We start from the raw sequence: 3,399 nt of genomic DNA on the forward strand, positions 1-3,399 counted from the left end.
CCCTCGACGTTGTAGTCCGGCTGATACCAGTCGAGAATCGAATGGTACGTGCCGAAGGGCAGCCTGGCCTCTTTGCACGCGTCGGACAACTCCCGCAAGATGTCGCGCTTGAACGGCGTCGCCATGATGTCGTAATCCGTGAGCGCCGAATCCCAAATACAGAAGCCGTCATGGTGTTTCGACGTGATGACCATGTAACGCATGCCCGCATCTTGCGCAATGCGCACCCACTCGCGCGCGTCGAAACCGACCGGGTTGAATTGCGTGTAGAGCTGGTCGTACTCCTCGCGCGGCACTTGCTTCCCGCGCGACCAGCCGATTTCGGTGCCTTTCAGCGAAACTGGACCCCAATGGATGAACATGCCAAATCGCCAGGACTGCCACTGGGCCAGGGACTGCGGGTCGGGGGAATGTGGCGTCTCTTGGGCGTTCGCGGACCCGATTACCGGCAGGAACACGAACAGGAACGTCATTACAGGCGATGTCAGATTCCGCATGGAAAATCTTCCTCTACTTGCCGCGCAGTTTCACCGGATACGTGCCCGCGTGTGTGCGCGATAAACCACTATAGAACATGCCCTGTCGGAATGCCAAGACTCCAGAGGCGGCGCGTTCAAGGCGGTGCGCCGCCATACGGGCATCTGTTCCGGCCGCGTAAGAGACAGCGGCGGTTCCGTCCGCGGGCCTTGATGGTCGCGGATGCTTGCTCTATGATGCGCGTATGAATGCCGATGCCGGAGAGCGGGAGGGCATCCCCCGCGATGGCCCGAAGAGGTCAGGCGGACACTGGCGGGTGTTGTTGGCCGCCGGGCTGTTGTATTCGCTTGCCTGGGTGGTGGTGAATGTATACCTCGTCGCCGGACTGCAGTGCGAGGCGGTGACCGTACAGGGTCCGGGCGGAAGGCCGTGCCTGGGAACGGTCTGGACAATGACGGAGCCAAAGGCGGTGCTGTTGCTGGGGCACGGCGTAACCGCGAACAGAGGCGTGTTGGCGCTCGCGGCAAACGCGTTTGCGCGCAATGGTTATGCAGCGGTTGCCATCGACTTCTGGGGGCACGGCCGCTCCCGCGAACGGTTCGATTGGATGTCCAACCACGAGCAAGTGAACGCATGGTGCGATTGGGCCCGTTCGCGTTTTCCCGGGTTGCCCCTCGCATACCTGGGTCACTCCATGGGGGGCGAGGCGGGGGACCGGGCCTTTCGCGATGCGCCGAAGGTGGACGCATTCGTGTCTATGGGAATGCTGCCTCAATCGCTGCCCGCGTGTAAAACGCTGCTTGCGTTTGGCCGCTTTGAAGAACTGTTCTCGGAGGCGCAGGCGCGTAAACGGGCCGACGGAAAGGCCGACATCCTCGTCAGCCCTTACAGCGACCATACCGGCGAGGCCGCCGACCCGGTGTTGATTCGGGGCATCACCGAATGGCTCAACGGCGCGCTCGGTATCGACGCCGGAGCCGCTTTCCCCTGGCTGCGCTGGGGCTTGCTGCTGCTGGCCGCGGCCGCCGGCTCTTTATCGGCCCTTGCGGTATCCCAACGGGTTGTAGTCTTGCTGCGTTTCCCGGGCAAACCGGCCCCGAGCACGCCCCTTGAGCCGCCTGGACGTCTTAACCTGTTCCGCCCCGCCGCGTGGCTGCTCCGCTGTTCGGGCGAAGCCTCGCCGCCGCGCTCGGGGCGTCTGCTGACCGCCGTGACTCGCGGCGTTGTGTTCAGTCTCGTGCTGGTCACGTTGCTTTCTTGGCTGTTCACGGTGAGTGTGTACACGTGCAGCCTCCTGCATCCCGAGCGGTGCGCAGCCTGGCTTGTTCTTTCCACGGTCATGGCGGGCTTGTTTTCGGTGACCGTCCGCGCGCTGGAACGACTGCCCTTGAAGACAGCGCTTCAGCGGTTTGCGGTGGGCGCGCTGACACGCGCCGTGCCGCTGCTTGTCCTGTGTCTGGTCCTGCAGTTGATGGGGCCGGGGATAGCATTTCTGGGCATGATGTTCGGCATATTGGCTTTTGTCTTCGTGTTTGTTGCCGCGGTTCACGCGCTGGCCACGCGCGCCGCCGGGGATTACCGGTCCGGCGCGGTGGCGTGCGGCATCACGCTCGCTTGGTTGACTGCCTTCTGGTTCCCGCTCGTCTGGGGGTAATGTCCGGCGGCAATGCCCCTTCCGGAGCGGACCCCATTGCAGGTTGGCGGCCGCGCCGTCCTTGTCTCAGGGGCAATGGAACACCTCTTCCATGCTTGCCCACCATTCGCCTTCCCCGCGGTTCTGGACGGGGAACTGGCAGGGGTCGGTTTCCTTCCACCAGTTCTGAGTGAGCGGGTCCGCGGCCATTTTCGCCATGTCCGCTTTGAAGTCATCGCCGGTGTACTCGAAATAGCTGAAAAGGTAGTAGTTGCCATCATCCAGCTTGTGCAGGTAGATGGAGTAGTTCTGGATGTGACAATGCGTGATCATGGCAAGCACGCCCGGCCATGCGTTAGCGTGCAGTTCCCGGTAATGGTCCAGTTTGTCAGCTTTTACGCCGATGACGCTGCCAAACCGCTGGGCCGGCGGCTCGTGCCGCTGCGCGGCGTGCTGGCAACCCGCAAGCAGGCACAGAATGGCAAAAACCGTTAAACCACGGCCGTATTCCATATGCGCTTCTCCCTCTGGTCACGCAAAAACGATGTACAACACCACCATGATAGCGAATAGCGTCGCTGCAACGACACGGTAATCCGATAAGCCACGGCCGGTCTCGCCGCGAAACGCAGCCAGCAGACTCGGCCAGACCAGCGCATCCCGTTCGGCTGAGCGGGCGTCGGGACAGAAGAGCGAGACGGGAACAAGGACCATGGAGCAGAGCACGGCCAGATAGAATCCCGACATCATGGAGGGCACGTTCCAGCCCGTTATTTCCTTAAACCAGTCCAGCAGGAATACCGTAAACCCACAAAGCGAACCCGTCACCAGCGTCACTATGGCTGCGCGCGACGACGCGCCGTGCCAGAACACGCCGAAAACGAATACGACGGTGATCGGCGGCGCGATATAGCAGATGGCGGCCGTGATACCCTGAAAAACCGTCGGGTAACGGCCCAGGAAGGGCGACCAGGCCACGGCGACCACCATCCCCGCGAAAGTGACGAGGCGTCCGACCCGGATCAGTTTCCGGTCGCTGGCATCGGGCCGGAATCGTCTGTAGAGGTCGTGCGTGAACAGCGTGGCGACGGAATTCAGCGCGGCGGACACGGTGCTCATGAGCGCGGCGAGCAGGGCCGCTGCCAAGAGACCCTGGAGGCCTGCGGGAAGGAGCGTGCTGATCAGGAACGCATAGACATGTTCGGAACTCTGCGGGGCGCCGGGCACGGCCCCTTTCCTGACCAGAGCCGCGCACATCAAACCGGGCAAGACAAATATGAAGACGGGCA

Annotated in this window: 4 protein-coding genes; 1 reads left to right on the forward strand and 3 read right to left on the reverse strand. The window is 62.6% G+C overall.

Features of this window, described 5'->3' with window-relative positions; genetic code table 11:
* On the reverse strand, positions 1-497 hold a 497-nt coding region (locus tag KA184_23715; GenBank protein ID MBP8132599.1), incomplete at its 3' end, for an alpha-L-fucosidase.
* Positions 498-721: 224 nt separating this feature from the next.
* Between KA184_23715 and KA184_23720 the strand changes: the two genes are divergently transcribed.
* Positions 722-2,131: an alpha/beta fold hydrolase gene (locus KA184_23720; protein MBP8132600.1), complete on the forward strand. Its 1,410-nt coding sequence runs from the start codon at positions 722-724 to the stop codon at positions 2,129-2,131.
* 66 nt (positions 2,132-2,197) lie between these two features.
* Here KA184_23720 and KA184_23725 read toward each other — a convergent pair whose 3' ends face one another.
* Together KA184_23725 and KA184_23730 are read right to left on the reverse strand one after the other, a co-directional pair.
* Complete coding sequence (locus tag KA184_23725) at positions 2,198-2,623, reverse strand: L-rhamnose mutarotase (GenBank protein MBP8132601.1); 426 nt, start codon at positions 2,621-2,623, stop codon at positions 2,198-2,200.
* Positions 2,624-2,641: 18 nt separating this feature from the next.
* On the reverse strand, positions 2,642-3,399 hold a 758-nt coding region (locus tag KA184_23730), incomplete at its 5' end, for a sodium:solute symporter (GenBank protein MBP8132602.1).

The organism is Candidatus Hydrogenedentota bacterium, assembly GCA_018005585.1.
Taxonomy (GTDB): Bacteria; Hydrogenedentota; Hydrogenedentia; order Hydrogenedentales; family JAGMZX01; genus JAGMZX01.